General features: G+C 36.7%; 27 protein-coding genes. 17 read left to right on the top strand and 10 right to left on the bottom strand.

From position 1 onward, the window contains the following. Window positions 1-16: 16 nt before the first annotated feature. The 9 genes from pta to APRE_RS08760 all read left to right on the top strand — a co-directional run bounded on the left by pta (window position 17) and on the right by APRE_RS08760 (window position 7950). Window positions 17-1000 carry a phosphate acetyltransferase gene (pta, locus tag APRE_RS08800; protein WP_015778638.1) on the top strand — a complete coding sequence of 328 codons (984 nt, stop codon included), beginning with the start codon at window positions 17-19 and terminating at the stop codon, window positions 998-1000. Between the two features lie 28 nt (window positions 1001-1028). Further along, complete coding sequence (locus APRE_RS08795) at window positions 1029-1895, top strand: DUF1538 domain-containing protein (protein ID WP_015778637.1); 867 nt, start codon at window positions 1029-1031, stop codon at window positions 1893-1895. Between the two features lie 53 nt (window positions 1896-1948). After that, a complete protein-coding gene (locus APRE_RS09800) occupies window positions 1949-2269 on the top strand; it encodes a transcriptional regulator (RefSeq protein ID WP_174250195.1) in 321 nt (106 codons plus the stop codon). A gap of 1 nt (window position 2270) precedes the next feature. Then, window positions 2271-2573 carry a thioredoxin family protein gene (locus APRE_RS08785; RefSeq protein WP_015778635.1) on the top strand — a complete coding sequence of 101 codons (303 nt, stop codon included), beginning with the start codon at window positions 2271-2273 and terminating at the stop codon, window positions 2571-2573. Continuing rightward, on the top strand, window positions 2573-3436 hold the full coding sequence (locus tag APRE_RS08780) for an NAD(P)/FAD-dependent oxidoreductase (protein ID WP_015778634.1): 864 nt from the start codon (window positions 2573-2575) through the stop codon (window positions 3434-3436). Before APRE_RS08785 ends, APRE_RS08780 begins: the two co-directional genes overlap by 1 nt. Window positions 3437-3459: 23 nt before the next feature. Next, window positions 3460-3903, top strand: a complete 444-nt coding sequence (locus APRE_RS08775) for a GNAT family N-acetyltransferase (RefSeq protein ID WP_015778633.1) — start codon at window positions 3460-3462, stop codon at window positions 3901-3903. A 117-nt stretch (window positions 3904-4020) separates the two neighbouring features. Further along, a complete protein-coding gene (locus tag APRE_RS08770; protein WP_015778632.1) occupies window positions 4021-4500 on the top strand; it encodes a MarR family winged helix-turn-helix transcriptional regulator in 480 nt (159 codons plus the stop codon). Beyond that, window positions 4493-6481: an ATP-dependent zinc metalloprotease FtsH gene (ftsH, locus tag APRE_RS08765; protein ID WP_015778631.1), complete on the top strand. Its 1989-nt coding sequence runs from the start codon at window positions 4493-4495 to the stop codon at window positions 6479-6481. The genes APRE_RS08770 and ftsH overlap by 8 nt, the downstream gene beginning before the upstream one ends. Window positions 6482-6810: 329 nt before the next feature. After that, window positions 6811-7950, top strand: coding sequence for a CD0519/CD1768 family membrane protein (locus APRE_RS08760; protein ID WP_015778630.1), 1140 nt, complete (start codon window positions 6811-6813; stop codon window positions 7948-7950). 188 nt (window positions 7951-8138) lie between these two features. On the opposite strand, the gene APRE_RS09545 is transcribed toward APRE_RS08760, so the two are convergent. Then, complete coding sequence (locus APRE_RS09545; protein ID WP_081440708.1) at window positions 8139-8327, bottom strand: transposase; 189 nt, start codon at window positions 8325-8327, stop codon at window positions 8139-8141. A 680-nt stretch (window positions 8328-9007) separates the two neighbouring features. On the opposite strand from APRE_RS09545, the gene APRE_RS09960 reads away from it, so the two are divergent. The 4 genes from APRE_RS09960 to APRE_RS09535 all read left to right on the top strand — a co-directional run bounded on the left by APRE_RS09960 (window position 9008) and on the right by APRE_RS09535 (window position 10729). Next, window positions 9008-9274 carry a hypothetical protein gene (locus APRE_RS09960; RefSeq protein ID WP_015778629.1) on the top strand — a complete coding sequence of 89 codons (267 nt, stop codon included), beginning with the start codon at window positions 9008-9010 and terminating at the stop codon, window positions 9272-9274. Beyond that, complete coding sequence (locus APRE_RS10015; protein ID WP_338025058.1) at window positions 9268-9468, top strand: type 1 periplasmic-binding domain-containing protein; 201 nt, start codon at window positions 9268-9270, stop codon at window positions 9466-9468. Before APRE_RS09960 ends, APRE_RS10015 begins: the two co-directional genes overlap by 7 nt. 56 nt (window positions 9469-9524) lie before the next feature. Next, window positions 9525-10328, top strand: coding sequence for an alpha/beta hydrolase (locus tag APRE_RS08750; protein WP_015778628.1), 804 nt, complete (start codon window positions 9525-9527; stop codon window positions 10326-10328). 167 nt (window positions 10329-10495) lie between these two features. Further along, window positions 10496-10729 carry a 2-keto-3-deoxygluconate permease gene (locus APRE_RS09535; protein WP_257005705.1) on the top strand — a complete coding sequence of 78 codons (234 nt, stop codon included), beginning with the start codon at window positions 10496-10498 and terminating at the stop codon, window positions 10727-10729. A gap of 235 nt (window positions 10730-10964) precedes the next feature. On the opposite strand, the gene APRE_RS08745 is transcribed toward APRE_RS09535, so the two are convergent. Genes APRE_RS08745 through larE form a run of 7 tightly spaced genes read right to left on the bottom strand, consistent with a single transcriptional unit; the run spans window position 10965 to window position 16697 of the window. Then, window positions 10965-11675, bottom strand: a complete 711-nt coding sequence (locus APRE_RS08745) for an ABC transporter ATP-binding protein (RefSeq protein WP_015778626.1) — start codon at window positions 11673-11675, stop codon at window positions 10965-10967. After that, window positions 11668-12627: a FecCD family ABC transporter permease gene (locus tag APRE_RS08740; protein ID WP_015778625.1), complete on the bottom strand. Its 960-nt coding sequence runs from the start codon at window positions 12625-12627 to the stop codon at window positions 11668-11670. The genes APRE_RS08745 and APRE_RS08740 overlap by 8 nt, the downstream gene beginning before the upstream one ends. Then, window positions 12620-13798 (bottom strand): ABC transporter substrate-binding protein, encoded by a 1179-nt coding sequence (locus APRE_RS08735; protein WP_015778624.1) that lies wholly within the window; start codon window positions 13796-13798, stop codon window positions 12620-12622. The genes APRE_RS08740 and APRE_RS08735 overlap by 8 nt, the downstream gene beginning before the upstream one ends. After that, the gene (gene larC2 / locus APRE_RS08730) at window positions 13788-14216 is read right to left on the bottom strand and encodes a nickel pincer cofactor biosynthesis protein LarC2 (protein ID WP_172540116.1); all 429 of its coding nucleotides are present in this window, start codon (window positions 14214-14216) and stop codon (window positions 13788-13790) included. The genes APRE_RS08735 and larC2 overlap by 11 nt, the downstream gene beginning before the upstream one ends. Next, window positions 14216-15097 carry a nickel pincer cofactor biosynthesis protein LarC gene (larC, locus tag APRE_RS08725; RefSeq protein WP_015778622.1) on the bottom strand — a complete coding sequence of 294 codons (882 nt, stop codon included), beginning with the start codon at window positions 15095-15097 and terminating at the stop codon, window positions 14216-14218. Before larC ends, larC2 begins: the two co-directional genes overlap by 1 nt. Next, complete coding sequence (gene larB, locus APRE_RS08720; protein ID WP_015778621.1) at window positions 15098-15844, bottom strand: nickel pincer cofactor biosynthesis protein LarB; 747 nt, start codon at window positions 15842-15844, stop codon at window positions 15098-15100. Beyond that, entirely contained in the window at window positions 15837-16697 is an 861-nt protein-coding gene (gene larE, locus APRE_RS08715; protein WP_245941930.1) for an ATP-dependent sacrificial sulfur transferase LarE, read from the bottom strand. Before larE ends, larB begins: the two co-directional genes overlap by 8 nt. Window positions 16698-16854: 157 nt before the next feature. Here larE and APRE_RS08710 point away from each other — a divergent pair, with 157 nt between their 5' ends. From APRE_RS08710 to APRE_RS08695, 4 genes are all read left to right on the top strand, one after another. After that, the gene (locus tag APRE_RS08710; protein WP_015778619.1) at window positions 16855-17298 is read left to right on the top strand and encodes a DUF3842 family protein; all 444 of its coding nucleotides are present in this window, start codon (window positions 16855-16857) and stop codon (window positions 17296-17298) included. 168 nt (window positions 17299-17466) lie between these two features. Then, on the top strand, window positions 17467-18450 hold the full coding sequence (sppA, locus tag APRE_RS08705; protein WP_015778618.1) for a signal peptide peptidase SppA: 984 nt from the start codon (window positions 17467-17469) through the stop codon (window positions 18448-18450). Next, window positions 18443-18919: an RDD family protein gene (locus APRE_RS08700; RefSeq protein WP_049756239.1), complete on the top strand. Its 477-nt coding sequence runs from the start codon at window positions 18443-18445 to the stop codon at window positions 18917-18919. The genes sppA and APRE_RS08700 overlap by 8 nt, the downstream gene beginning before the upstream one ends. A gap of 287 nt (window positions 18920-19206) precedes the next feature. Continuing rightward, the gene (locus APRE_RS08695) at window positions 19207-21735 is read left to right on the top strand and encodes a ribonucleoside-diphosphate reductase subunit alpha (RefSeq protein WP_015778616.1); all 2529 of its coding nucleotides are present in this window, start codon (window positions 19207-19209) and stop codon (window positions 21733-21735) included. 169 nt (window positions 21736-21904) lie between these two features. On the opposite strand, the gene APRE_RS09755 is transcribed toward APRE_RS08695, so the two are convergent. Both APRE_RS09755 and APRE_RS08690 read right to left on the bottom strand, forming a co-directional pair. Continuing rightward, window positions 21905-22078, bottom strand: a complete 174-nt coding sequence (locus tag APRE_RS09755; protein ID WP_015778615.1) for a hypothetical protein — start codon at window positions 22076-22078, stop codon at window positions 21905-21907. A gap of 387 nt (window positions 22079-22465) precedes the next feature. Beyond that, window positions 22466-22813 carry a hypothetical protein gene (locus APRE_RS08690; RefSeq protein WP_015778614.1) on the bottom strand — a complete coding sequence of 116 codons (348 nt, stop codon included), beginning with the start codon at window positions 22811-22813 and terminating at the stop codon, window positions 22466-22468. Between the last annotated feature and the right edge of the window lie 96 nt (window positions 22814-22909).

Here is a 22909-nt window from a genome sequence, read left to right as displayed (position 1 = left end):
AAAATAGGAGGACTAAATGCCAGAAGGTATACTAGAAAACGCAAGAAAAACCATAGCAGGCAAAGACTTAAAAATCGTTTTACCAGAAGGTAGCGACCCAAGAGTTCTAGCTGCTGCTTTAAGACATAAAGAAGAGGGACTTCTTACACCAATAGTTTTAGGAGATCAAGGTGAAATCCAAAAAACAGCTGATAAAGAAGGACTAAAACTTGGTGATTTACAAATCATAAATCCACAATATTTCGAAGATTTCGATAAATTAGTTGATGTTTTCGTTGAGGTAAGAAGAGGAAAGACTTCAAAAGAAGAAGCTGAATTCTTACTAAGAACTAATGTAAACTATTTCGGAGTTATGTTAGTTAAAGCAGGCTATGCCGATGGAATGGTATCTGGTGCGGTTCATACTACAGGAGATACTATTAGACCAGCTCTTCAAATAATTAGAACAAAACCTGGTGTTAATAGAGTATCAGGAGTTATGGTAATGATAGGACCAGACGGAAATCAATTGGTATTTGCAGATACAGCTGTAAATATTACCCTAGAATCTGACGAGCTTGCAGAAGTTGCAGTTGAAACTGCAAAAAGTGCTAAATCTTTTGGTATGGACCCATATGTAGCATTATTATCATTCTCAACTCACGGTTCAGCCCACCACGATCTAGCTACAAAGGTAGCTAAGGCTAAACAAAGAGCCCTAGAGATTGATCCAGAACTAAGGGTTGAAGGTGAAATCCAATTCGATGCAGCAATCGATCCAAAAACAGCAGCTCAAAAGGCTCCAAAATCTGAAGTAGCTGGTAAGTGTAATGTATTTATCTTCCCAGACCTACAAGCAGGAAATATTGGTTATAAGATAGCCCAAAGACTTGGTGGATACAAGGCATTAGGTCCAATACTACAAGGTCTTAACGCACCAGTAAACGACCTTTCCAGAGGTTGTTCTGAAGAAGATGTGTACGAAATAGCAATTATTACAGCATCTCAAGCTGTAAATTAATAGGCTACCATGAAGAAGAGACAGTCGTTTGATTGCCTCTTTTTCTATAAACAAAATTGAGGTGAGTAATATATTTTTTGAAGAAATAAAAAACAATGCGAAGGCAGTCGTTCCAATAGCCCTTCTAGTATTAATCCTTAATTTTTTTGTTGGAGTAGAGAGCAAATTACTAGTTAATTTTCTCCTAGGATGTGTTGGAGTTATATTGGGACTAGCGGTATTCTTAACAGGCGTGGAGATGTCTATATCAAAAATAGGTTCAATGATGGGAGAGTTTCTCGCAAGATTTAATTCCATAATAGCTGTAATTATTTTTGGTGTATTTATAGGATTTATAATATCTGTAGCAGAACCGGATCTTTTGATACTTGCTAATGAAATAACCAGTGCAGTTGGACTTTCTCCTCAAATCATAGTTATTATAATATCCCTTGGTGTTGGCATTATGATATCTATCGGACTTTACAGAATATTTAAGGAGATTAGACTATCGAGCCTAATGATATGGATATACTCTCTTATATTTGTATTGATGATATTTGCTGATAACTTTGGCCATGCTATCGCTTTTGACGCATCAGGGGCTACTACAGGAGCAATGACCACCCCCTTTATCATATCTCTGGGACTAGGGGTTGCCTCCCTAAAGGGTGATATGTCAGAAGATGATTCCTTTGGACTTGTAGGGATTGCTTCGGCTGGACCTATTATAGCAGGAATTTTGATGAGTTTATCAATTGGAAATACAAATATGGAGATTGCTGAAGCAGCCCATACATCTGCCCTTATTAGTGGAATAACTAATGCATCCTTCGCTATAATTCCAATTACTCTTGTATTTTATTTGATGAGAAGAAGACTGATGTTTTATTTGATAAAATTAAAGATAAGTTAGAAGATGTAAACACAGGTATAGCCTTTGGCACATCGCTTGACAGAAAGGATTATATGATGGACTACGTATGCCTATATGTAATAGTAGATAGACACGAGGGCCAAAGAGCAGTTCATATTGCCCAGGATAATGGAGCACGTGGAGCAACCCTTGTCCATGGAAGAGGATCTGCAGAAAATGTTAAGAGTTCTATATTTTTGAATATGAATATAGAGCCTGAAAAAGATATAGTAATAATGCTAATAAAAAAAGAATTAGAAGATACTATTAGGGGTAAAATATATAAGGAGATGGAACTTGACAAGGAAGGAAAGGGAATTATATATTCTCTACCAGTAAGTGAAGTTTCAGGATTAGTAGAACAAAGGAGATAAGATGAAAAGATTAAACTCTAATGAATTTAGAAGTGAAGTAGAAAACGGCAAGGGTCTAATGCTAGTAGACTTTTCAGCTACCTGGTGTGGACCATGTAAGATGCAAGGACCAGTTCTCGAGGGACTTGAGGGTGAATATACAATATTTAACATAGATATTGATGAATCAGAAGATATAGCAAGCCAATATAATGTAAATGCAGTTCCTTCGATTATGATATTTAAGGATGGAGTCCTAAAGGATACCCTAGTAGGCTTCCAATCTAGAGAAGTTATAGTAGAAAAAATGGAAAAATATCAATAATGAGATATGATCTAGCAATAATCGGCGCAGGTCCTGCAGGGCTTAGCGCCGCTTTAAATGCAAAAATCAGAAATAAGTCTGTAATAATCTTCGGCAAGGATTCTCCTAAGCTTACTAAAACAGAATCTATTAAAAATTACTTAGGCTTTGGGGATATAAGGGGAAGCGAGCTAAACCAGAGATTTAAGGACTCTCTAAAGGATTATGAAATAAACTTTAGTGAAGAGAGGGTCCAAACTGTCTATGCCATGGGAGACTACCATGCTTTGATGCTTAAGTCGGGAGAAATGGTTGAGGCCCTTGCTGTAATAGTGGCAACAGGTATAGAGCTAACAAAAGACCTAGTAGGAGAAGAGGAATATTTCGCTAAGGGAATAAGCTATTGCGCCACCTGTGATGCGGCCCTCTATAAGGGAAAGGAAGTTGTCCTTATAGGCTACAATGAAGAAAGTGTCGAAGAAGCCAACTTTATAGCAGAAATAGTAGGTAAGCTTAGCTTTGTCAATATGTATAAGGAAGATATCAACTTAGATCCTGCTATAAATCTAATAGAAGGAGAAGTTCCCCTTGGATTTAGAGGAGATAATAGGGCGGAAGTTTTGGAATTTAAGTCTGGGAAGAAAATAAAGGCAGATGGATTTTTCATCATAAAAGATTCATCCAAGGCTCAAAGAATGGTCCCATCAGTAAAGATTAAAGACAATCACATAGAAGTAGATTCTCATATGGCAACAAATATTGCGGGTCTTTTCGCCGCAGGAGATGTCACGGGATCTCCCTACCAAATAATGAGGGCAGTAGGCCAGGGACAAATTGCAAGCTTAGAAGCAGTAAGGTATATTACAAAAATAAAGTCCAAGTAGAAGAGAAAAAAGGAAGGAAGCCTATGGTTGAAATAAAGAAATTTGAAGAGTTAGAAAGAGACGAAATATACCAAATAGCCCAACTAAGAAATGATATCTTCATCCATGAACAAGCCATGGACATGAGAAATCTCGATGCTATGGATTATATAGCAGATCACGCCTTTATCAAAGAAGGATATTCTGTAGTTTGCTATATGAGAATACATAAGATCGATGAAAAAAATAAAATATATCAAATATCAAGGGTAGTAACCCACAGGGACTTCAGGGGCAAATCCCTAGCTAAAGAACTTCTTTCTGAAGTTATGGAATATATAGACAAAGAGCTCGATGCCAAAGAGGTTAGAATAAATGCCCAAGAGTATGTTTCTGACTATTATGCTTCTTTCGGTTTCAAAAGAGAGGGAGAAGTCTTTGATGATGGTGGAATAGAACATATTTGGATGAAAAGATACTATGATTAGGTCCTAACTCTCCCAAATATTGAAATGTGTATGAAATATATTTAAAGCATAAATAAGTTTTATTGAAAAAATTTAACTTATATGTAAAATAATAATATAGTACATTTAGGAGGAGATATGGCAGCAAAACATATAGATTTTTTTGAATTTAATAATTCTATATTCTCTATGATTAGAGAAATTTCACATAAAATCGACTTATTACTACAAGATACTGCAAATGAACTAGGGATAACCCCTCTGCAGCTAAAGATGATTATTACCCTTTATTCAAATAGGGATAAGGCAGTATCTATCGGTAGCCTCGGCAAGGCCATAGGCATAACCGGAGGTAATATTTCAAATATTTGCAAGAGACTTGAGAAGCAAGGCTTTGTAAATAGAGTAAGAAGTGAAGAAGATGAGAGAGTAGTTAACGTGATGCTTACAAAAGATGGAGAAAAAGCAGCAAAGATGGTAGATGACTACTTCCAAAAAATAAAGGAAGACATTCCAGAAGATGGGATAGATGTCAACTTACAAACCATAGTTGATGAATTAGAAGCTCTAGAATTACTGCTCGATAAATATATATATAGGAGTGGGTTAGATGGCTAAGAGAAATCCAAGCAAAAAACCTCTATTATATTATTGGTTGGTTGCTATAGTATTATTTGTAGTGATACGCTTTGCGCTAAATCCAATAGCGCAAGATACAGATGTAAAAGAAGTATCCTACAGCCAATTTGTTGAAATGATCGAAAACGATCAAGTTACAGAAGTATCTAAGGATGATCAAAAATACACCTTCAAGGCAAAAGTAGATGGGGATGAAAATGCCTACGAGACAGGTCTATGGCAAGATACAGACCTTACAGATAGACTTCTTAAGGCCAAAGAAAGAAATGATAAGTTAATATTCTCTCAAGAGATTGAAACGAGAATGAACCCTTATCTTTCCTTGTTCTTGACAAGTATATTGCCTTTAGTTTTCATCTGGGTAATATTTTATTTTGCCTCAAGATCTCTTACAAAGACCATGGGAGGTCGTGGCGGCGGAGACTTCATGAACTTCGGTAAGTCTAACGCCAAAATTTATGTAGAAAACAAAACTGGAAAGACCTTCAAGGATGTTGCAGGTCAAGAAGAGGCCAAAGACTCACTCAGTGAGATAGTAGACTTCCTCCATAATCCAGGAAAATACAAGGAAATAGGAGCCAAGGTTCCAAAGGGAGTCCTTTTAGTAGGTCCTCCAGGAACAGGTAAGACCCTAATGGCCCAAGCCGTAGCAGGTGAAGCCAACGTGCCATTTTTCTCAATTTCAGGTTCAGAATTTGTGGAAATGTTCGTAGGTATGGGTGCAAGTAAGGTCCGTGACCTCTTTAAACAAGCCAAGGAAAAAGCACCTTGTATAGTCTTTATAGACGAGATCGACGCTATAGGTAAAAAGCGTGACGTATCTGGATATTCTGGAAATGATGAACGTGAACAAACCCTAAACCAACTTCTAAACGAGATGGACGGATTTGATGCGACTGAAGGAGTTGTGCTTCTTGCAGCAACCAACAGACCAGAAATCCTGGACCCAGCCCTTACTAGACCTGGTCGTTTCGATAGGCAAGTTCAAGTAGAACTACCAGACCTTAAGGGCCGTGAAGACATCCTTAAAGTTCACGCCAAAAATATCAAAAGAGAAGATGATATTGACTATGAAGAAATAGCCAAAAGAACTGCTGGTACAAGCGGTGCTGACCTTGCAAATATTATAAACGAGGGAGCCCTTCGTGCTGTAAGAGAAGGCCGTAACAAGCTTACTCAAGAAGATCTCGAGGAATCAATCGAGACAGTAATAGCTGGTCAGCAAAAGAAAAACGCTGTAATAAGTGATGATCAGAAGAAAATCATAGCTTACCACGAAGTAGGACACGCCTTAGTAGCAGCTATCCAAACCCAGAAGACTCCGGTAACCAAGATTACCATAGTTCCAAGAACTGGTGGAGCCCTAGGTTATACAATGACTGTGGACAAGGACGAAAAATATATCATGACCAAGCAAGAGCTATTTGATGAAATAGTTACCTTTGCAGGTGGTAGGTCTGCTGAAGAGTTGATCTTTAATACCAAAACAACGGGAGCTTCTAATGATATAGAAAGAGCTACCGCCATGGCGAGAAACATGGTTACAATTTATGGTATGGATGATGAGTTTGACTTCATGCAACTTGAACAAATCCAAGGAAGATACCTAGGTGGCCAAAGATCTATGATAGTATCTGATGGAACAGGTAACAAGATTGACGAAAAAGTTGCCCAAATTATAGCCAAGGCTCATATGAGAGCTATAGAAATCCTTAAGGATAATATAGACAAACTTCACGAAATATCAGACTTCCTACTAAAAGAGGAGACCATAACAGGTGACCAATTTATGGAAATCCTAAACAAAAAGGCAGTAGATACTAGTGAAAGTGATATAAGAGAAAATACCGATGTAGACACTAAAAATCTAGATAAGGATGAAAGTGACGAATCGCAAGAAGTTGAAAAAGAGAATATAAATGAAGATAATATAGGATCAGACGACGATTCTTTAGAATAAGATTTTGGCTCCAGGCCTTGCTGGAGCTTTTTCTGTGGAAATAATTAGATTATAGATAAGATAATTTAGTGTATTTTAGATATTTAAAGCTTTCTGTGTTTGACTTACATCTTAATTATAATAATAGACTTAAGTAGACTTATTTTCCAAAAACTTGTCAAATTTATAGCTTTAAATAGATTGGAATTTTCGCTTAAATAAAAGATGAAGAGACTTAAATAATTTATTCTTCTATAAAGATTGACTAAAATCTCTTTAAATTATATGATTTAAATAAGAAGTCGGTATTTAATTATCGGGATTTCATAGATAAATAAAGGGGTGTAATCATGAATAGAAGCTATAAGAAAAATATAAGTTTAGAAAATTTTATCTTTATAATCGTGTTTTTTGGAATCTTTTCCTGGATTGGCCATATTATGGGGCCAAGCAATATGCTATCGACCATAATGAATACGGCCTACAGGCTTTTGATGGATACTTGTTTTTACATAATGGGTATCTCTGTCATAGCAGGGGCTCTATCCAGTCTTTTTTCTGAATTTGGCTTTATTGCCTTGGTAGATGTCCTCTTATCTAAGATTATGAAACCTATCTATAATCTGCCCGGAGCTTCTTCTTTGGGCATACTAAATTGCTATTTATCAGACAATCCAGCAATCCTTACTCTGGCAGATGAAGATAATTTCAAAAAATACTTCAGAAAATTCCAAATGCCAGCCCTATGCAATCTAGGAACCTCCTTTGGCATGGGCCTTATTGTGACTACAACCATGTTCTCCCTTCCTGTAGAAGGAGCTGTTAAGGCTTCTCTTATTGGAAATCTAGGAGCCTTTGTAGGATCAGTCGTATCGGTTAGGATAATGCTAAGTTTTACGAAAAAGCACTACGGAACAGAAGAGATGGTAGAAGTAGAAAATGTCGAAATTATACCAGAAGGATCTAGGATAGTGAGGGAAGGTTCTTTTGGATCTCGTGCTATAGAAGCGATTCTTTACGGAGGTAAGCGTGGAGTCGACATGGGAGTTGCTATTATTCCTGGAGTGATCACAATCTGTACTATGGTCATGCTTCTTACAAATCCTATGCCAGCTGGTGGATATACAGGAGAAATTGGCCAGGGAGTTGCTTTTCTTCCTTGGCTTGGGGAAAAATTATCCTTTATCTTAGGCCCTATATTTGGATTTTCTAGTGATTCTTTTATAGCAGTTCCAATAACAGCCTTAGGTTCTGCTGGTGCTGCCATAGGCTTGGTTAAGGAATTCGCAAATGGAATGACAGTTACGGGAAATGATATAGCAGTCTTTACCTCCATGTGCATGTGCTGGTCAGGCTATCTATCAACCCATATAGCCATGATGGATGCCCTAAAGACAAAGGAGATGACAAGCTCCGCCATCCTCTCCCATACCATAGGAGGCCTATGCGCAGGCTTTGCGGCCCATATATTTTCTATGGTATTTTTATAAAATTAAAAACAGGTAAAAAGCTGGTGTTGCAGAATAGGCAAATCTATCCTGCTCATCATCTTTTTTATTGTGTATCTATATCAAGCTATTAGATTCTATAAAGTTTTTTAAGATGATAATAAATTTTTCCACATTTTCCTTAAAAATAGGCTCAATTAATAAAGCTTACTATTGTAAATATTTTTTTCTTAAGCAGCTTTGTATTTTATAATTTCTAAGTTCTTATTTTTTATTTTTGATGCCAATTTATTTAAGTTTAGTGCCATAGATAATAGGCATATCTCATTTCTTATATTTGATTTTCCTCTGTGGTGGAATCTGTTGTAGTTTAGTCCCGATTTTATTTTGGAAAAAGCTCCTTTTATATATATAATCAATTTAGGATATATACATAATATAGATTTTTATAGGAGGTAATTATGAATAAAAAAATAAAAAAATATTATTATATATAGGCTTAGCCATATTATCATTTTTTTCAGGAAATAATTTTATGAGTAATTATGTTGAGAAATCATTTTCCTATCCAGGATTTGTAGTATCGTTAATGTTTTTCTTTTCATTTTGTTATTTTTTAGTAGAGATTTTAATAAAAAAACAACGAAGAATAAATATAACATGCGCTTGCAAGGTACTCCACGATCCGGACGGCTAGTTCATTGTAGGCTGGTTTTAGTTGACCGTTTCTCATATGGTCTTCCTTCATTCTCATAAAGGTTGCGTCATGGTCTGTTTTTGAATAGGAGTTTCTGTTTTCTCCCATTATTTCTAGATGTTCCTCTTTGCGTTACAACTGATACCTATGAAAAAAGGTCTCCTATCTTGATGTCTTGGTTGAAAGCAAGGTTGATGCAATTATTTGTGTGGGTTCTACCTATGAAGAAAAAAGATTTTACGAAAAGCTATAAATATGTCGGTTCTTATTCCCATGGCGCTTTTAAATGTTAAAACAACTGACTAAAACGAAAAAATTGTAAACGTCTATATAGATGAAATTGAGACTATAGACCAGACTGTCAAGCTTTTTAAGGATAATTCTTACAAGAGACCCCTCTATATGGCTTTGGATACTGGTTATATGTTTAGGTCCTATATTGCCAAGAAATCAGATTTTGTTGTGGCTCTTTATAAGTATTATGACGATGCGAATTTTGTTGAATTTAAAGTAAAAGACCTAGAGGAATACCTCTTGAAATTAATCGATTTTCTAAGGAAAAACCCAGAATTTGACTCAATCCAATTTGAGTTAGATAGGCTTTATATAAATGCCTATAAACTTATGGTAAATGAAGGAATAAAATCCCTTAAGACCTTGGCATTATAGGTTTTGACAATATCCATGTAACAGACTTTACCAACCAAGCCATAACTTCCATAGATCAGAGAATTTCCGACCAGGTTGATTTTGCTATAGATAACCTTCTAAAGATTTTAAATGATGAAAAGGCAGAAACAAATATTGTTTTAGAAGCAAAATTAATTGAAAAGGAAAGCGCTTTTAGGGGTATTAATATATAAAATGCTTTTGTTTAGGAGAGCAAATATTCGATATAGAAAAATTTGGAGGAATGATCATGACAAATTTTATTGAATCTTTTGATGGCACAGCTTTATTTTACAACAAGGAAGAAGCAAAAAATGCCAAGGCTGCAGTTGTTATTGTCCATGGATTGGCAGAACATTCTGGTAGGTACGATTATGTGGCTGAGAAATTTCACAATGCAGGTTTTTCGACCTATAGGTTTGACCACAGGGGCCACGGCAAGTCTGAAGGCGAGAGGGGATATTACAAGGACTACGAAGACATGCTAGAAGATGTAAATGTAGTTGTAGATAAGGCTATAGAGGAAAATCCTGATAAGCCAGTATTCTTGCTAGGCCATTCTATGGGTGGTTTTGCAGTAAGCCTTTACGGGGCAAAGTATAGAGATAAAAACCTTGTTGGAGTCATAACTTCTGGTGGTCTTACCCACGATAATAATAAGTTGACTGAAATGGTAGGTCCTGGCCTTGACCCACACACAGAACTTCCAAACGAGCTTGGCGACGGGGTTTGCTCTGTAAAAGAAGTTGTAGAAGCCTATGTTGCTGACCCATTAAACCTTAAAAAATACCAACTGGGTCTTTTATATGCATTAAAAGACGGAATAGCTTGGTTTAAGGAAAATGAAAAAGACTTTTCTTACTCAGTTTTAATTCTCCACGGCAGTGACGATGCCCTAGTTAACTTTAAAGATTCTTTTGACTTTTTTGAAAACAACTCTTCTAAAGACTGCCAAATTAAAATCTATAAGGGTCTTTGCCATGAAATCATGAATGAATATGCCAAAGACGAAGTAATTGGCGATATCATTGCTTGGATAGATAATAGGCTATAAGCAAAAAATTAACATTAAAAACGCTGGGGGAAATTTCCCTTGACGTTTTTTATCTTTATTAGAAAATATTTTGGATATATACGGAAAGTTGGAGAAAGTAATAAAATAATCGTAGTTTTTTAATAAATAAGTATAATAACATTATTACGGAGGATTATGCTTTCTAAATTTTTAAAAAAGTCCCAGCGGCTACAATAGTTGTGCCGATGATTTTGGCTTCTATATTAAATACCCTTATGCCTAATCTATTGAGAATTGGGCCAATGACTGAGGCTATTACGAGCAAAGAAGACTTAAATGCTATTATTGACATTACCCTTGTAGCAGTTAGAAGTCAGCTTACCATAAAGAGGCTCAGGCTTGCCCTTCACAGGGGTTTGGTCTCGCTTTTATCTAAATGACTTACAGCTATAGTGTTAGGCTTTATATTTTTTACAAGCCTTAGTTTTACATCATCTTGGATGTATATCTCTGTATTAAAGTTTAATTTTAATTGAATTGTATCATCAACTAGTGTAAAATTGGTTAATGATGATGTATTTGTAACGGTTTTCATAAATACATTGTATCAGAAAAAGACGAGGATGTTTAGTTTCCTCGTCTTTTTCTATATTGGGATTTTTGCAACAGCCCCTTTTACTTAAAATATATATGCCTATTTCCATCAAAATCCCTTATATCTGTCTCCATGTCGAATATATCCCTAAACATCTCCTCGTCCATGACCTTTTTGGATGGGCCTTGTCTGTAGATTTTTTGATTATCTATTAGGATGATATTGTCTGCGAATTTTTCTATTAGGCCTATTTGGTGGAGACTTATTAAAGTCGTAAGATTTAACTTTTCTGTCAAATCTTTTATGATTCTCATAATCTCGTATTGGTTTTTGAGGTCTAGGGCACTTACTGGTTCGTCTAGAAGGAGGATTTTGGGATTTGCTACAAGGGCCTGGCCTATAAAGACCTTCTGCACTTCTCCTCCTGACAATCTATTTATATACTTATCCTTGTACTCTCTTATATCTAATAGGTCTAGGATTTTTTCGACGTCTTTTTTATCATTGTCCGTAATTCTTAGGGAAAGATCAGCTACCTTGCCAAGCAAGATAGTCTCGAATACTGTAAATTTTGCCTTTGAATTGATATTTTGATTAAGATAGGAAACTTTTCCGTCTGTTTTTATCTCACCCTCGTAACTTTTGATTCCGCTTATGGCGTTTAGGATAGTCGATTTGCCTGATCCGTTTCTTCCCATGAGAATATTCACCTTGCCTTCTTCTATCTTAAAGGATATATTATCAATTATCTTCCTGTCGTAGGAGATGGATAGGTTTTTAGCTTCAATCATTTTTGCCTCCAAAAAAGAATATAAATATCAAAGGAAGTCCAACAAGACTTGCTATAATTCCTATAGGAAGGATGGCGCCAGGCTTTACGATTTTGGATAGGCCTGATGAAAATACCAAAAGAATTGCCCCTATAAGGCTTGAGCCTATTAGATAATACCTTTGGTCTTCTCCTAGGATTTTCCTTGCTAAATGAGGGGCTATGACGCCTATAAAGCCTATCACACCTGCAAAGCTTACCCCGATTGATGAAAGAATCGATACTATCATAAAGGTCTTAATCTTTACTCTTTTTACATCTACTCCCAGACTTTTGGCCCTTTCTTCTCCAAATCTCAGGCTAGTAAGCTTGTGACTGTCTTTGATGATTAGGATGAAGGCTAGGATGAAGGATGCGAAAAGAATCGCAATTTGCTTGGGGTTGGTGTTTGAGACAGAGCCAAAGAGCCAAAAGACGATTGATGAGAGGGTTTCGTCTGTGGATATGTATTGCATTAGACTTGTAAGCGAGTCAAAGAAGAATTTGACGGCAATTCCAGCAAGGATCATGGAGCTTGTGTGGGCGAAGCTTCTCCTTGATATTATATAGACGAAGATTATAGCTATGAGGGCAAAGCCTATGGCCCCGAAGGCTATAAGATTAATCGATATACCTAAAAGGAGAAAGAGGGAGGCCCCAAAGCCTGCAGCAGATGAGACCCCTAGGGTAAAGGGACTTGCTAGGGGATTGTCTAGGATAGTCTGCATACAGGCTCCAGCAAGGCCTAAGATCATGCCAATAATAAGGGCGGTAGCCATCTCTGGCATTCTTATTTTAAAAAGAATTGTTCTTTGAAGTTCGTTTAGACTCACGAGGTCTCTTGGAACAAGCTCTCCCACTCCAATGAATAAATCTATCGCACAAACGAGAAGGCTTATTAGGCCTAGGATAAGAATCTTTTTATTCTTACTCATATTTGCTAAACCAAGTTCCCTGATATTCTATAGGCATGAAGTTTTCGTAAAAGTCTTTCATATCAGCCTCTGGATCCACATCTTCGAAAAGCTCTGGGTGAAAGGTCTTGGCGAGAGTCTCGTAGGCGTAGAAGTCACACATGTCCCTTGCTAAGTTCTGCCCTATGACATAGACATTTTTTTCCTTCATGGCGGTCAAATCTTTCCATCCATTTCGTATCTTGTATTTATCAATCTTTTTACTTACATCTTCTGGACTAATTCCAAAGCCCATCTTCATTGACTCAGGCTTTTCAACCCATTCTGCTCCAGTGACAAAAATCATATCAGGATCTTGAGATAGGACAAACTCCTCAGAAACGGGAGTCGCTTCCTTTTCTCCCAAGACGTCTCCTGTGAGATTGTATCCGCCAGCATCGTTTATGATCTTACCCCACATCATTTCGTTGCCGTAGGAGTTACCGTAGGCATGTTCTCCTTCATAGCCATGCTCCAGATAGACCCTTGGCTTATCACTTACATCTTTAAGCCTTTCTTTCATCGAATCGATCTTTTCCTTATAGAAGCCATTTAGCTTGTCGAGGTTTTTATCAAGTCCTGTGGCCTTGGCTATAATTTCTGTAGACTTTAGGTGATCGTCGAAGTCTTGGTTGTGATAGTCTACATAGATTATAGGTAGGCCTATCTTATCTTCGATTACATCTAGCTGGGCCTTGTAGGAAACAGGGGCGATGATTCCATCGGCGTCTATGGATAGGAGCTCTTCTAGGGAAAAGTCGTTGTCTGCGAAGTTACTTACTCTTTTGACATCATCTAGCTCGGGGATTTTATCTACTAGCCTTTGGTAGAGGTCGTTTCTATCGCGTCTTATACCGTCATCCATGGCGGCGATTTTCTTATAGAAATTCTCCTTATCTAGATACATCATAGTCATAAAGGGACCACCAGAACCTGAGCCTTGGATTATGACCTTATCCATTGGCTTATCAAGCTCCACCTTTCGTCCTAGGACATCTTCAATTACAAGTTTGGCCTCACTCTTATCTTCTGTGCTTTTTCTGTTTTCTACCTTAGTCTCTACTTTTTCTTCCGCTGCCTTATTTCCTCCACAAGAGGCAAGGACTAGGAGGAAGACTATTAAAAGACCAATATTTCTTAATTTAATTTTCATATTTTTCTCCATAAATTGATTTCATTTTATCAAAGGCTTCTTTGATTGATATATTTTCCTTTTCTGCCAAGTCTTTGGCCGACTGATATTCTGGGTATAGGTAGGATGAATCCTTATGATAGACTTTCTTAAAGAAAAGTTTTAGATCATCATAGTCTATGGAAATCATGTCTCTATCTAGGATCGACCTATATACTTCTATTTTTCTAATTCCTATTGATGTAGTGTTGGCAAAGATTATATCTTCAACTTCTTCTATTCTTTCTTTATCACATAGGACGGAAAGCTTGTAGGCTGGACGGTTTTTCTTCATGAAAATTGGAGTGTAGAAGGAGTCCCTAGCAACTTCCATTAATTTGTCCATGACAAAGCCCAAAACTTCCCCTGTAGTATCATCTATGTTAGTCTCTGCTAGGATTAGGCTTTTTTTTTAGGATTTTCTATCTCCATTACCCTTAGGACATTAGTAGACTTCTCAAAGTCCTTGTTGCCTGCACCGAGACCGATTTTCTTGATTGCAAACTCTTTGATATTTTCTCCTGTAGAAAAATATTTAACTATAGCAGCTCCAGTTGGAGTTACGTGCTCGCCATAGTCATCTATGATATTGAGGCTGATATTTGAATCCTTCAAGATATTTGCTACTGCTGGAACTGGGATTGGCATATAGCCGTGGGCACATTTTTGCATGCCGCATCCTTCGAAGAGCTTGGAGAAGTATATATTTTCCACACCTAAGTCTTCTAGAAGGACTGTTACCCCAACTATATCTATGATGGAGTCTATGGCTCCTACTTCGTGGAAGTGGACCTCGCTTTTATCTACCCCGTGGGCCTTAGACTCTGCTTCTGCAATGATATCAAAAATCCCTAGGGCGTCTTTCTTTACTTTTTCTGAAAGAACGTCTGAGCCCTTAATAATTTTTTCTATATCAGAGATATTTCTATGAACATGGCTGTGAGAGTGGTGGTCATGGTCGTGATTATGGTTATGATCATGATGATGGTGGTGATCGTGGCTGTGTTCATGATTGTGTTCGTGATTATGGTCATGATTATGGTTATGATCTTCATGGATATTGCTGTGATTTTCGTCATGATTCTCACTTTCTAAGATCACATCGAAATTATAGGCATCGATTCCGCTCTTTAGGGCCCTGTCAAAGACTAACTTGTAGCCATCAATACCAAGTGAATCGATTGCTTCTATTAGCTTTTCTTGACTTGCTCCAAGGTCTAAGAGAGCTCCAATTGTCATATCTCCAGCTATTCCAGAATACATTTCAAAATATAAGTCCATTTATTTCTCCTCTATTAGTTTATTTATTTGGCAAGCAGCATAGGCTGCTCCGTAGCCATTGTCTATATTTACTACAGAAATTCCTTCGGCACAGGTCGAAAGCATGGTAAGGAGGGCAGATATACCATTAAAGCTTGCCCCATAGCCCACAGAAGTTGGCACTGCTATAATTGGCTTATCCACAAGGCCTGCAAGAACAGTGGCAAGGGCCCCTTCCATTCCTGCTATCGCAATTATCACATTAGCTTTTTTAATTTCGTCGATTTTATTTAACATCCTGTGAAGACCAGATACTCCAACATCGTAGAAGCGACTTACCTTAGATCCAAAAAACTCTGCCGTAAGGGCGGCCTCTTCTGCTACGAAAAGATCTGCAGTTCCGCCTGTACAAATTGCGATATTTCCTATTTGAGGGAGACTTTCATATTCTAGGGAGATAATCCTTCCTGTAGGGTCGTATTTTGCTTGAGGAATTTCCCTTTTTACAAGCTCGTATTGGTCCTTGGTCGCCCTAGTGCCTATTACTGAGTCGTTTCTTTCGGCAAAGGCCTTAAAGATTTCCACCAAAGCAAAGTCCTCCTTGCCCTGGCAGAAGATTGTCTCAGGAAAGCCCCTCCTGTTTTTTCTTTGAAAATCGAGCTTTGCTATATCTATATCTTTAAAATTAAAGTCCTTTAGATAGGCTAAGCCCTCATCAATTGTCATCTTGCCGTTTTTAATATTTTCTAAAAATTCTTTATCATTCATGATCTAACCATGGATTAAGCTTAAGCTTATCTTCCTTTTCTATTACTTCATCCATTGACCCGGACCTATAGCCTTCAAGGTCAAGATTTATATATTTGAAACCAAATTCTTTAAGTTTTGAGACGATCTCATCTACCTGACTGAATACTTTATCAAAATCCTTCCTATCGACTTCAATTCTAGTATTATCTCCGTAGACTCTAACACGGACATTTTCAAGACCTAGATCTTTTAGATAGATTTCCGCCTTGTTGATTGCTTCAAATTTATCCTTATCAATTAGTTCATTGTATGGAAATCTTGTTGCAAGACATGGGGCGGAAGGTCTCTTGTATACAGATAGGTTTAACTCTTTGGCATAGGCTCTTACCATATCCTTAGTAAAGCCAGCTTCCTTTAAGGGACTTACAACTCCCTTATCGTTAAGGGCCCTTACTCCAGGTCTAAAAACCTTGTAATCTTCGAGATTTGACCCATCTACGACATATTTGTAGCCGAGCGCATCTTTTAGCTTGAAGGCTTCTTCGAACAGGAAGCTCTTGCAATGATAGCATCTGTCAATAGTGTTATGTTTTATATATTCATTGTCGAAGACATCAATATCTACAACTTTTAGGTCGACATCCATCTCACAGGCTAAGTTTTGAGAGTTCTCTAAATCTCCGTCTGGAGTGGTATTTGTGTTATACATTATAGCTACGACATCGTTTTTCTCTTCTCTATACATGCTTGCAAGCTTTAAGATTAGAGATGAGTCAACACCACCAGAAAAGGCTAGGACAAATTTCTCCTTGAGGAGATCTTTGACTATATTATCGAGTTTTTCTTTTTTTTCTTTATCTATGTCCATCATATTCCTTTCTTTTTATAAATAAAAAAGGGCATAGGAATCCCCTAAACCCTCATGGTAATCTAAAAAAGTCAGCTTCATACTAACAAATTTATCTTAACATATAAAAAAAACTAGGTCAAGAACTAAGCTTATGATAAAATATTAGAAGGAGGAAGATATGAAGATAGTAGTAATTGATGGCCAGGGAGGCTCGATAGGTGCAAGCCTTGTAAGTAAAATCAAGAAAGAAAATCTAGATGCTCTAGTCTATGGCTTAGGAACTAATTATTTTTCTAGTAAGGCTATGAAAAAGGCCGGAGCTGATATAATTGCGACTGGTGAAAATGCTATTGTCGTAAATGTCAAGGACTGTGATTATATATTGGGAACTACAGGAATAGTAATAACTAATTCTCTTCACGGGGAGATAAGCAAGAAAATAGCCAAGGCTATTGGAAAATCAGAAGCTACAAGAATCCTAATCCCATTTGATTGTTGCAAGACCCTAATAGTTTCTAAAGAAAAGCCTTCCATAGAAGAGCTCCTAGATGAAGCGGTATCTGTGCTTGTAAATTTGGCAAAAGAAAAAGGGCCTAATCTAAGCCCGGATTTATGTAAATAGCTCCAAAGGGAGCTATACATTAACAATGTATCTAGTGTTAACGATACTTGTGATGCATTAATATTGTACTTAAACTTAGATGAAAAAGCAATTTAATCTATAACTTAACAGCTTTGAAGCTTTATGTTATACTGATTAAGAAATAGGAAATGAATTAAGAGGAGATTTATGAAAAATAACGCAAAAAAATGGATAGCCTTGGCTATAACCGCCCTAGTCTTAGTGGTTTCGGTATTTGCTAAGGATAAGGACAAGGAAGTAGAGCAAAATATAAGAGATAAGTATATGAAAAACTTCTCGGACTTTTCTAGTTATACGGAAGAAGTAATCCAAGGAACAAACCCTAAGGAAAAAATCAAGGTCGTAGATGTCGATGGAGTAATCTCATCCAATGATGCCAATGACTTCGTAGTAGAAGAGCTTAAAAACGCCAAGGAAGATCCACTAGTTAAGGGAGTTATCCTAAATGTAAATTCCCCAGGTGGATCAGTCTATGCCTCCGAGAGAATCGCAAATCAAATAAAGGCCCTAAAAGAAGCAGAAAAACCAGTATATACTGTAATGGGTGAGATGGCAGCAAGCGGAGGCTATTATATATCAGCCCTAACTGATAGGATCTACGCATCAAATGAGACCTGGACAGGATCGATCGGAGTAATCATCCAATCCTACTCCCTCCAAGGACTTTTTGAAAAGTATGGAATTAAAGAGCAAAATATAACAACAGGTAAGATGAAAGATGCCGGAAGCCAAGGAAGAGATATGAGCAAGGAAGAAAAAGAATACTTCCAAGGACTTGTAGACTCAGCCTTTGATAGATTTGTAAAAATTGTAGCAGAAGGTCGTGGTCTTTCTGAAAGAGAAGTTAGGAAGCTCGCTGATGGAAGGGTCTACGATGGTAGCCAAGCCCTAGCAAATGGACTAGTTGATAAAATAGGAGATCTCGATTCTGCTATAGGAGATATGGCAAGTGAAAATAACTTAGAAGATCCGATGGTAATAAGAAATGAAAATATTATGGGATCTTTCTCATCAATATTTTCAAAAGTCACAGACCTTAAGAAAAGCGAATCCGACCTTGCAATACTTGATAAATTAATGAAAAACGGAGGCCCAAGGCCAATGTATTTGTATGGTGATTACAATGACTGAAGTTAAAATTCCTTTTAGAGAGAAAGACTACCGCTTTGCCTATGCGGGATTTTTCCTAAGACTTGTAGCCTTTCTTATAGATATGCTAGTTGTAGGAGGAATATTTACAATTCTAAAAGTATTCTTGCCCTTAGATATGGATGCAAGCATCTTGAGTTTTAGCCTCGGTGAAGTCCTTAGGACAGGACTTACTTTAGCCTACTTTACTCTGATGACACTTTTCACAAGGGGAAGGACCCTAGGCAAGATGATCTTAGGTCTTAGGGTGGTATCCCTAACAAGTGATAAGCTAAGTTTCTCTCAAATAATACTTAGAGAAATTTGCGGGAGATTTGTCCTAAATAAATTTAAAATTCTTTACCTAATAGTTGGTCTTAGTCCCAAAAAACAAGGACTCTTTGATATACTTCTCGACACTACTGTAGTTAAGGAAGATATATTTGACCATCTGTACGGAGAAAATCTATAAAATTTAGAAAAAATCACAGAAAAAACCAGCATGAATTACAAAAATCGCTAATTTATGCTGTTTTTTCTTATTTTGAAAAACCACAATATATGGTATGATAATAGACGATTACAAGATAAAAACACTACATCTAGTATTAGACTTTTGATAAAGTAACTACAAATTCATAAGGAAATTTGGACCTATCCTAAAAGTGCGATAGATCATATTTATTTTAGAGAATGGGAAAAGTTGATATTAGTTTATATATTATTTGTTGTTCGTTTGTGAGAGATTAAGGAGTTAAGATGGAAATTATTAAAAGAGACGGTACGAGGGCAGATTTTGAGAGAGAAAAAATAGAAAAAGCAATTGCTAAGGCCTTCTATTCTGTTGATAGTATGATAAGCGAGGAAGATCTCAGGAAAATCTCCTCAAAGATAGAAAAGACAATCAAGGAAAAGTATCCAGCTGATCACACAGTAACGGTCGAGGAAGTCCAAGACTTGGTAGAGCTTACCCTAATTGATGAGAATTACTACAGAGAGGTAAAATCATTTATCCTCTACCGTGCCAAGCACAATATGGACAGAAAAGTTATAGGAGACTTCTCCAAATATATAGATGATAAAAATATTCTTAATATAATAACTGAAGTTCAAGCAGACTTTGATAATCAAAGATACCCAATAGAATCCCTCTTTTTTAAATTCGAATCCTTCCTTAAGGCAAATATGACAGAAGAGGATATGCTTAAGGCTATAACAAGAGCTGCAAGCGAGCTTACCAGCAAGGAAGCTCCTGATTGGGAGATAATAGCAGCACGCTTTCTCATGCAAGAGATTAATTATGAAATAGAAAAAAGTGAAGAAAGATACGAGCTTTTCGATTTCAAATCCAAGATAGAATTCCTAACAGAAGAAGGCCTATATGGATCTTATATTTTAGAAAACTATACAGGAGAAGAGATAGACGAATTAGAAGCCTATATGGACTTTTCTAGAGATAAGATCTTTACCTACTCAGGCCTTGACCTTGTAAGAAAAAGATACCTAATTACTAACCACAAGGGAGATATCCTAGAAAAGGTACAAGAGATGTTTATGGGAATCGCCATGCATCTTGCAATTCCTGAGAAGGATAAGATAGGATTTGCTAAAAGGTTGTACGATATCCTTTCAACCCTTAAAGCAACCATGGCAACCCCTACTATGACCAATGCTAGAAAGCCATTTAACCAACTATCCTCATGCTTTATAGATACAGTTCCAGATACCCTAAAGGGAATATATCGTTCTGTAACAAACTTTGCGGAAGTATCAAAGCACGGAGGAGGAATGGGTCTCTACTTTGGAAAGGTAAGGGCTAACGGCTCAGACATACGTGGCTTTGAAGGAGTTGCTGGTGGAGTTATCCGTTGGATAAGACTTGCCAATGACACAGCTGTAGCAGTAGACCAACTAGGAGTAAGGCAAGGAGCTGTTGCAGTATATCTAGATATTTGGCATAAAGATATACCAGAATTTATGGGACTTAGGACAAATAACGGAGATGACAGGATGAAGGCCCACGATGTCTTCCCTGGAGTATGCGTTCCAGACCTTTTCTGGAGACTAACCCGTGATGATATAAATGCCGACTGGCATATGTTCGATCCTCACGAAGTAGAGAAAAAATATGGAAGAGCCTTGGAAGACACCTACGGAGAAGAATTCGAAGAATTCTACAAGAAACTTGTAGCAGATAAAGATATCTCTAGAAGAACTATGTCTGTTAAAGATATGGTGAGACTACTCATAAAATCATGGACAGAAACGGGAACACCATTTGTCTTTAATAGAGATGCAGTAAACAGACTAAATCCAAACAAGCACAAGGGAATGATCTATTCATCAAACCTCTGTACAGAAATCGCTCAAAACATGAGTCCATCAGAGTCAATCTCAACAGAAATAGTCGATGAAAATGGGGACACAATTATAGTAAACAAGACAAAACCAGGCGACTTCGTAGAATGTAACCTGGCAAGCCTAACCCTAGGTAAGGTAGATGTAAATAATAGTGCAGAGCTTGAGGAGACCGTAAGAACAGTTGTAAGGGCCCTTGATAATGTAATCGACCTAAACTACTATCCAACTCCATATGCCAAAGTAACCAACAAAAAGTACAGGGCTATAGGACTAGGAACAAGTGGCTACCACCACATGCTAGTCAAAAATGACATAAGCTGGCAAAATGAAGAGGCCCACGGTGAATTTGTAGATAGGGTCTATGAAGATATAAACTTCTACGCCATCAAGGAATCCATGGAAATTGCCAAGGAAAAGGGAGCTTACTCATGCTTTGAAGGAAGCGACTGGGAGACTGGAGCCTACTTCGACCTAAGAGATTACAAGAGCGAAAGATGGGAGAAGTTAAGGGCAGAAGTTAAGGAAAATGGATTAAGAAATGGCTATCTAATGGCCATAGCTCCAACAGGATCAACATCAATCATATCTGGAACATCCGCAGGAGTAGACCCAATCATGAGCCGTTACTTCCTAGAAGAGAAAAAGGGAGCAATAGTTCCAAGAGTTGCCCCAGGACTTACAACAAAGACCTTCTGGCTCTACGAAAATGCCCACGACATAGACCAAAACATATCTATGCGCATGGCAGGAGTAAGACAAAAGCACATCGACCAAGCCCAATCAGTAAATATCTATATAACCACAGAATATACCATGAGACAGTTATTAAATATCTATATAACAGCATGGGAGGCTGGAGTTAAGTCTATATACTATGTCAGAGGAAAGAGCCAAGAAGTTGAAGAATGTGATTCATGTGCAAGCTAAAAATAAATAATGGATTCTAAGGATTAGAATAATCAAAAAGATGTGATGAAATGGGGTTGACCTGAGTCTACTAAAATGTAATAAATTAAATCTTTTAAGCGGGATGTAATCTGTAAATAACAGGATACAGCCCGTTTAAATTTTCTCGACAAAAGTTTTATTGATTTTATTATGACTTCTTATCATTTTTGTATTGGATATAAGTTAAAATCAACATAAGTACAGCAAAAATCACCATAAAGTATCTGTAGTGTTTATAAGAATTTGGAACTAAGAACTCAACTAATAAATATATAATCAAGATAAGTATATATGTGATAATAATTTTTTTTCTAGAATTCATAATTACTCCTCATTTTATCATTTTCAATATACTAAATATTTTTAAACGATGAATTTGATTTTTGTAAAGTCTGATGCTACTTTGATAAAACTCCTTTTATGAGCTTTTTTTCATCGAACTCTTAAAAGTAGGCTAACAATATTGGCTATAGATTCTTACTTCTTTGGTATATCTATCTACTAAACGTGCAACATTTGCTACTTGCGGCTAAACTTCAAAACTGTTACTATATATTTTAAATTTAAGCATCAATTTAATTGTATAAATTAAATATTGTATAATTCTAATCTAACCTGTAATATTTCATTAATATGAGTACATTGCGAGCGACTAAAAGAATATAGTTTAATTATGTTGGTCACACAAAAGTGGGATTTTGCAGATGTCCTAATTTTTTGGTGTTTTTAAAGATTTTCTAGTTTCTATTAGGGCTGTCAAGACTAGGTAAGAGACTATTAGGTAGGAATAAGCTATTTTATTGTCATTATTTATGAAGCTGTAATTTGTAATTGCTAATTTTTCTTGGACTAGAGAAAGAATAAATATCAAGATTATAAGAAAGATTATAGATATTATTTTAGTCTTAATACTTCCCACGCCTCTTAGAAGCTCTCTTTCCTTGAATAGACTTATAGCAAAAACAAAGATCATAGCTATAAGAATATAGTTATTAATCTCTACAAAAAAACCCAAAATAGCTAATAATATATACAAAATTCCGCTAATAAAAATCATAGATTTCTCCTTTTTAAATAGCTTACCAGAAAAATGAAAATTTCCAATCTTGCCCTTATTTTTTCTTCTAATATAATAATATAAAATAAATAAAGG

The organism is Anaerococcus prevotii DSM 20548, assembly GCF_000024105.1.
GTDB classification, from domain to species: Bacteria; Bacillota; Clostridia; order Tissierellales; family Peptoniphilaceae; genus Anaerococcus; species Anaerococcus prevotii.
The sequence above is the reverse complement of the archived record's forward strand: the minus strand, read 5'-3'. Positions and strand labels throughout refer to the sequence as shown.

What these genes read in the sequence shown, in the direction of transcription:
- pta (WP_015778638.1), top strand. Translation starts at nt 17, where the DNA reads ATGCCAGAAGGTATACTAGAAAACGCAAGAAAAACCATAGCAGGCAAA.
- APRE_RS09800 (WP_174250195.1), top strand. Translation starts at nt 1,949, where the DNA reads ATGATGGACTACGTATGCCTATATGTAATAGTAGATAGACACGAGGGC.
- APRE_RS08785 (WP_015778635.1), top strand. Translation starts at nt 2,271, where the DNA reads ATGAAAAGATTAAACTCTAATGAATTTAGAAGTGAAGTAGAAAACGGC.
- APRE_RS08780 (WP_015778634.1), top strand. Translation starts at nt 2,573, where the DNA reads ATGAGATATGATCTAGCAATAATCGGCGCAGGTCCTGCAGGGCTTAGC.
- APRE_RS08775 (WP_015778633.1), top strand. Translation starts at nt 3,460, where the DNA reads ATGGTTGAAATAAAGAAATTTGAAGAGTTAGAAAGAGACGAAATATAC.
- APRE_RS08770 (WP_015778632.1), top strand. Translation starts at nt 4,021, where the DNA reads ATGGCAGCAAAACATATAGATTTTTTTGAATTTAATAATTCTATATTC.
- ftsH (WP_015778631.1), top strand. Translation starts at nt 4,493, where the DNA reads ATGGCTAAGAGAAATCCAAGCAAAAAACCTCTATTATATTATTGGTTG.
- APRE_RS08760 (WP_015778630.1), top strand. Translation starts at nt 6,811, where the DNA reads ATGAATAGAAGCTATAAGAAAAATATAAGTTTAGAAAATTTTATCTTT.
- APRE_RS09960 (WP_015778629.1), top strand. Translation starts at nt 9,008, where the DNA reads ATGGCTTTGGATACTGGTTATATGTTTAGGTCCTATATTGCCAAGAAA.
- APRE_RS08750 (WP_015778628.1), top strand. Translation starts at nt 9,525, where the DNA reads ATGACAAATTTTATTGAATCTTTTGATGGCACAGCTTTATTTTACAAC.
- APRE_RS08745 (WP_015778626.1), bottom strand. Translation starts at nt 11,675, where the DNA reads ATGATTGAAGCTAAAAACCTATCCATCTCCTACGACAGGAAGATAATT.
- APRE_RS08740 (WP_015778625.1), bottom strand. Translation starts at nt 12,627, where the DNA reads ATGAGTAAGAATAAAAAGATTCTTATCCTAGGCCTAATAAGCCTTCTC.
- APRE_RS08735 (WP_015778624.1), bottom strand. Translation starts at nt 13,798, where the DNA reads ATGAAAATTAAATTAAGAAATATTGGTCTTTTAATAGTCTTCCTCCTA.
- larC (WP_015778622.1), bottom strand. Translation starts at nt 15,097, where the DNA reads ATGGACTTATATTTTGAAATGTATTCTGGAATAGCTGGAGATATGACA.
- larB (WP_015778621.1), bottom strand. Translation starts at nt 15,844, where the DNA reads ATGAATGATAAAGAATTTTTAGAAAATATTAAAAACGGCAAGATGACA.
- larE (WP_245941930.1), bottom strand. Translation starts at nt 16,697, where the DNA reads ATGATGGACATAGATAAAGAAAAAAAAGAAAAACTCGATAATATAGTC.
- APRE_RS08710 (WP_015778619.1), top strand. Translation starts at nt 16,855, where the DNA reads ATGAAGATAGTAGTAATTGATGGCCAGGGAGGCTCGATAGGTGCAAGC.
- sppA (WP_015778618.1), top strand. Translation starts at nt 17,467, where the DNA reads ATGAAAAATAACGCAAAAAAATGGATAGCCTTGGCTATAACCGCCCTA.
- APRE_RS08700 (WP_049756239.1), top strand. Translation starts at nt 18,443, where the DNA reads ATGACTGAAGTTAAAATTCCTTTTAGAGAGAAAGACTACCGCTTTGCC.
- APRE_RS08695 (WP_015778616.1), top strand. Translation starts at nt 19,207, where the DNA reads ATGGAAATTATTAAAAGAGACGGTACGAGGGCAGATTTTGAGAGAGAA.
- APRE_RS09755 (WP_015778615.1), bottom strand. Translation starts at nt 22,078, where the DNA reads ATGAATTCTAGAAAAAAAATTATTATCACATATATACTTATCTTGATT.
- APRE_RS08690 (WP_015778614.1), bottom strand. Translation starts at nt 22,813, where the DNA reads ATGATTTTTATTAGCGGAATTTTGTATATATTATTAGCTATTTTGGGT.